The sequence below is a fragment of the bacterium genome (genome assembly GCA_009926305.1).
GTDB lineage: Bacteria > Bdellovibrionota_C > UBA2361 > UBA2361 > RFPC01 > RFPC01.
On the sequence record RFPC01000108.1, the window covers coordinates 1 to 6,260 of the forward strand.

Here is a 6,260-nt window from a genome sequence, read left to right on the forward strand (position 1 = left end):
AAGGATATTAATATCCTTGCTGTGAGTGTCTGTGGGCTTCAACAAGTTGACTTTGATTTCAACTCGATACTTGAGGATGTACCGTCTGAGCCTGAAGCTCAGCACGACTTACCCAAAGAGGTTGAAGCTCAGCCTGAAGAGGTTGTTGAGACTCAAGAGGTTGTTGAGTTGACTCCTCTAGATGTCTGGGAAATGACTCGGCAGGAGCGTGAGACTCAAGAGAGTTACTTTGAGATCTTCTACAAGGGAAGTATCTCGAAGTACAAAGCTCATCAACGACTCAAAGCCTTGCTTCATAAGCACAAAGGCAAAGATGTCTTCGTTGAGTTTGACAGGCTCAAAGCTCATCGAGAGGAACTCCTTGAAAGTTACGTGGAGGTTAAGCAGGCACGTAATTCCTTGAAAGGAGATCTCAAAGAGATCCTTAAGCTCCTCACTCCTTTGAGAGAGCAAGCCAAAGAACTAAGTGCTCTTTGGAAGGCTGCTTCTTCGGAAGAAAAATACTCAATCGAAGAGCAGCAAGCACAGGTCAAGGACGCTAGAGAGCCTCTTGAGCCGAGTTTCCATAGGCTCAAGGAAGAGATCCACGAGCATCAAGCGATTCTTGATGAGCTTGATGCCTCGATTATCCCCAAGGCTGAGTGGCGCTGGTTCGTTATGCTTTTCCCTGCGAAACGGCTCCTCAAGGATCAACTCACTCAATGGGTTCGAGAAAATGTTGATGCAGTTCTCAAACTCTTGAAGGAGCAGCTTAGCCTTGAAGGGCTCACTGTGCGGAAGAAGCGAGATCTTTTCCGCCAGAAACAAGCTCAGCTTCAAGAGTGCCTCGAAGGGCTAGAAGCATCCATGCTTAAAGACCTGAGTGCTCAGATTCCTCAAGGCTTTGAGAAACTTGAGGAGTTTGCCCAGGGCAGGATCGAAGTCATTCTCAAGACTGAGATCTTCAAGGCACGTCAAAGCCTTAACGATCTCATTGGAGATGAAAACCGATCTACGATCAACCGAATTGATCGTATCATCGGTAAGCTCAATAGGGCTCTTCACTTCTTTGTGAAAGCAAAGGATGGGATCTCGAAGACACAGTGGGCAACACGATACCGTCAGCTCACTCGTGATTTCGAGACTTATCTTGACACGCATCAAGCGGAAGATGATTTCCAAGAACGACTTGATAGGTCAATCAAGAAATTGGAGAGGATTGCAATTGAGCGTATCAAGGCTCAGGTTGAAGCTTCTCACGAGGTCTATCAGGCGATACCTCAGATTAGCTTCAAGTTCACAGCCATCACTCCTCACCAGCTTGGGGTAACCCTCGAAGATGGTTTTGAGGGACGCATGGCTGGGGCAGCTTCAGTAATTGGTCAAATCCTTGGAGATGATCAGTTTACTGCAAGCTTGAGAGCTTGGAAGCTTGATTGGGGTGGAATCCCTGACGAGTTGATTCCCAAGGCATGGAAAGCCATTGCTACGGTATGTAAGCAATACCGCATGATTGGCATTGCCAACAATGGTTCTCGATGCCTTGTGAAGATCTTCGAGGGTGACTCTACGGAAGAGCTTTCAGGTCCAGCCAAGTTCCTTGAAGCGCTCTTCGAGAACTTCTCCGAGTATGGGGCTTACGGACTGAGCTTACTCAATGCTCAGCCTCAAGATAAATACCTTGGTGGGCCTCATCACGAGCCTATCAATGGTATTGCTCAAGAAGGCGAGCGTCCTACAGTTTCAATACTGTATGACTCCAGAGCCTTGGATTGGCTCCCAGGAGTTGATGGCTCGGGCCTCAACTCTCTTGGCTACACAGGGCAGCATCGCTGTTTCATGTTGAACAAGAGGAATGGGAAGTTCTTTGAAGGTCCACTTTCGGGAGCGTTCTTCAAGGGCTTAGGAGCAGACTCCAGAGTTACGCTCCTTGACGGGCGGCCTTGGAGTGTTCAGGACATTCAGAATGTCCGTTGGCTCTCCAAAGAAGAGCTTTTGAAGATGTTTGAGCCAGCTCTCGTAAAAGAGATTCAAAGCTTAGACTCTAATGGGCTTGATCAGATCCCAACTTCAGTTAGGCTCACTGAAGCTCTTGATGCCACAGGACACTTTGTCTCAATGGCTCAATCTGAGCAAAGACTCAGAAAGCTCAAGATGGAGCGTTGGGACAGCTGGTTCGAGTCCCGAAAGGATCTCCCGCGCCTGTTTGCCTTAGAAGTAGGGCAGCTCAAGGGCAAGGGTAAGCGAACCTTGGCTCAGGTTATGCCTCAACTCCAAGACAATACTTATGTTACTTGGAGTGATAAAGGCAAGAACCGCTATGCCCTTGAAGCTGAGGCACCAGAAGGTGTTGAAACTAAGGTTGTAACAAACCTTAAAGTTGATGCACTTCTGGAGGCTCATGGTGGGTGGTTGCTATTGACCTCGGACTTGTATGGTTGGTCTATTATTGACTCGCCAGACAAGAGTGCAATGGCCCTGAATTATCAGCCTCAAGCGCCGATAATTTACTCACCTGAAGAGCTTCAAGAGCTTAACCAGTCTTATGACGAGAAAACCCGAGAGTTTTTCGAGTCATTCCGTGAGCACAAAAACAAGGATCGTATCCAAGCCTTCCTTCGCTTTATGCTCAAAGACAAGGCTGAAGAGTTCATTGATTGGCCTACTGCTGTAATGAAGAATCCAGTGGCTTCATTATGGCGTTGGACCACAAACTTCGACATCACCCAAAACGCAACCAAGCGTTTGCTCATGGTTGACTACGGAGTTAATCGGTTCACAGGCTTGATGCTCGTTGAAGGCAATGCAGATACCAATGTCTGTAGAGTCTACAACGAAGAGCTTGAGAAGGTGCAAGAAGTTGTGCGTCGTTGTGCATCTTGGCGTGCTCCTCTGATTGTACCGAGTGCTATCCAAGCACCGTATGCAATCACGGGGAACTTGGCCGCAAGACTTCTTGATGCTTGGCGCAGACGTGGTAATGAGATCAAGGACGAGCACAAAGAGAAGCATGAAGCTGATCTTGCTCAACTTGAGTTGATCATTGAACGTTTGGTCTTCAAGCGCAAAGAGTCTCGTGAAGTGATTGAGAATCACCTTGAAGGTATTCTCAAAGCTTTGATCAAGGCTTCTTGTCTTGTGAAGCTTGGCAAGCAGCTTGTCATTATTGATGTCTCCGATACAGAAGATATGCAGGGAGATGATGATGGCGACACAGTTGTTGTTGAGTTCAACGAGACTTTGGCTAAACGATTCGCTCATACGGAGAAGTGGTGGAGCCGCTTCTACGAGGCGAATGGGTTGCGCCCCATCAAGATAGAGATGACAAAAGCCAACCGAATTGACTTCGGCATGGCAAACTCTCTCTATGATGGTAAACCCCTCACAGAAGACCAAAAAGCTTTTGTGAGAGACTTTGGGATCGTCTGTCCCAAAGTTGCTGAGCATTACGGCCTGGAAGGCGGGAAGATCCCTAATCCTCTGGGTGCTAGTTTCAGCACTTTGGTTCAGATTGAGAAAGCAACCAACCACAAGTTGCTAGCCAATGATCAAAGCTTCATGGCTCTTGTAGCTAAGCTTGGGTCAACGCCAACAGGGCCGATTGGTGCTGGCTCAGACATTGCTCCCGATCTCTTGATCAGAGCTTTGGCTCAGACAGATGATGGCTTGAAGTTGAATGATTATGGTCGCCGCTTATATCAAGGCTATGCAACCATGGCTTCAACAGTCCAGGTGAGCATCGACTGGGCTAAGAGGGTTTATCGCATCTTAAATGCAGCTCTCTATGACCAGAAAAAGGATGATGACACTTGGTTGATCAACTTCGAGGACGAGATCACACCTGAAGCAGCACAAGACTATCTGCTTGCGAATACCTTCCAGAAAGTGTTCTTCGTCAGATTTAAGGCTTGCCGAAAGGCAGAAAAGAAGACTCAGACTCTTGCCTACAAAACAGTGCGCTTTGTAGTTGATCATAGTCCTGAGCCTACTTATCAGTATGCTGGTAATATCTTGGATTTTGATGTAATCAATGGCCTTGATTCAGGGACTATCTACTCGATATATAGTGAGCAGATAGACTCCTTGAAGAATTCTGGGGAAGATATAAAGTGGTCTGGTAACCCAGATTTCTTTATCCAGATGCCAGCAAGGGTGTCTGAAGTCGATTTGCTTGATGAGAGCAATTCATGTTTCAGCTTTGGCAGCATGTATGAGATTGGCTCATTCATGATCCAACCAAGGTTGAGGAGCGGCTTCAAAGATGAGAATGGAGAACTTTGGAACTCAACTGTTCAGGCGGCTTCATGGAAGAAACCAATTGGACAGATATTCTCTTCCTCTAAGCGAACTAGTGATCGCATCAAGGAAGGGATCAGTGCAGGCGCACAAAACTCTGCATTGGTTGCTCACTTCACCAGAATGCTTGGTTATGTGTATTCTGGTGATGAAGGCAAGTTGAATCCAGAGTTAGAGCCTCTCTTCTCTATCTCGAAGAGGCTTCAGCAAGCCTTCAAGGATGTGCATCAGGAGACAGCCGCAAGTGTTTATCTTGATGCTCAATGGCCCTTTGTGAGTAGGGCCATTGCTGCCTTCTTCAGTGAGGAGTACACTGGGGGAGATCGAGGTGACTTGAACAAGGGGCGTGTACTTAGCCTCGCGTTTAAGAACTTTGGACTGGATTCGCTTCAGACAAGCGCCTTGATGTCAAAGCAGAAAGTCACTCTTGTAAGAAACAACGAAGAGATTCAGCTTACAATAGTTGATATTCTTTCTTGTGTCTTCAGGAATGATACGTCTTGGACTTCTGAGAAGGTACCTCAATCGCTTGGTCAAATGATGCTCCAAGAATACTTCGACAAGAACGAAGAAAACCCCTTCGTTGATTATGTTGATGGTATTGTTGACGGAACCATCAGGGACCTGAAGGGTAGAATGTCAGCGCCTTTCCATCGCCCTGTAAAGGGCGGCAAAGTCTCCGAAGTGTTCTTGAACCCTTTGAAGAAAGGTGCTGTCCACAAAGAGTTTTTCGATGGTCAAGATTCGAGGATCCCGCAAGAGATTGTGCAGGCCTTGATCGATGAAGGGCTTTTGAATCGAGAGAACAAAACCTATGATGAGGAATCGCGTGTTGTCTACAGTTGGTCTGATGACAAGGCAGCATTCAAAGCCATGGCTTTCATCTTGCTTCAATACAAGAAGCTGATCTTTGGAGATGATCAACTTTGGCAAGGTATCTCGGATATCTGGGTGCAGGAGATCACCAAAGTTCCTGAAGACCAATCCAAGGTGGCTTATTGTGAGCAGCTGAAGGCTTTGATGCATTCAGCAGTGAAGAATGCAGCTGCAAGGTTTGATTCGGATATTAGAACTTGGTTGTCTTACGCTCAACAAGAAGAGGTTACGCCGAATCTGATTGGTCGAGATGGTGCTTACAACAGCACCTATCGGAAAGATTTTGTAAAAGCGTTCCAAAAAGACGACCAGGACACTTGTTGGCAGATCATGCGTGACACTCGCCCTGAGAACTTTGCTAACGTTGCTCGCAGCAACGAGCAGTTGTATTGGGCTTGGGTTGCAGGACAAAGACTTCCTCAAGCTCAAGTGTCTCGTTCAACACTCAGCAATGCCATTGCTGGATTGGCTAAGGTGGGAATTCTTGTCAAGAGCTGGAGCTATTACTCTAGTGTTGCTTGGCAAAGCCCATATGGGATCGAAGCGTTCATGGCGCACAACAATCTCGATTGTTTCATACACCCTGATCGAGGTGAGTTGCGAACGTTGCATCAGGGTCAACCGCTCTTTGATCAGTTTTTGGCAAGAGACGCCTTGTTTAGAACTACGGTTTTGAACATGGAAGGTGCTCATGTCCGAAGGGTCCAAAGAACCTGTGCGGAGTATGCGGAGCAATCTAGAAGGCAAAAGCTTTCAGCCTTTTCCGAAGGGTTGTATACCACTCATCGAGGTTTCTTCGGAACGTATATGTTCCGAAATGGCGATGCAGTGGTAGGACGCTTATTCGAGTATCTCTCTCAGCTCAAACTTGAAGTAGATGCTTTGGAGAAAAACAAAAACGCAAGTGGTTTCCAAATCATTCGCGTTCACAAACCAGGTGTGGTTTGGGAGTGGGAAGGTAAGCGTTATTACAACGTTAAACAGCTTATCAATGACATTAAGTCAAAGGTAGCTCTTTAATGATGAATAATGAGCGTTTAATAAAAAAACGCATTTAATCCTTCGTTGTAAAAGAGGCCGTTTTTCTTCTCAAAGAAAGCAAAAGCGGT

At 46.6% G+C, this 6,260-nt stretch carries 1 protein-coding gene; it reads left to right on the forward strand.

Annotated features, from left to right (window positions below; all coding sequences use genetic code 11):
• Window positions 1–6,171: hypothetical protein (locus tag EBR25_12000; protein ID NBW41707.1), on the forward strand; the 6,171-nt coding region annotated here is incomplete at its 5' end.
• Window positions 6,172–6,260 lie beyond the last annotated feature (89 nt).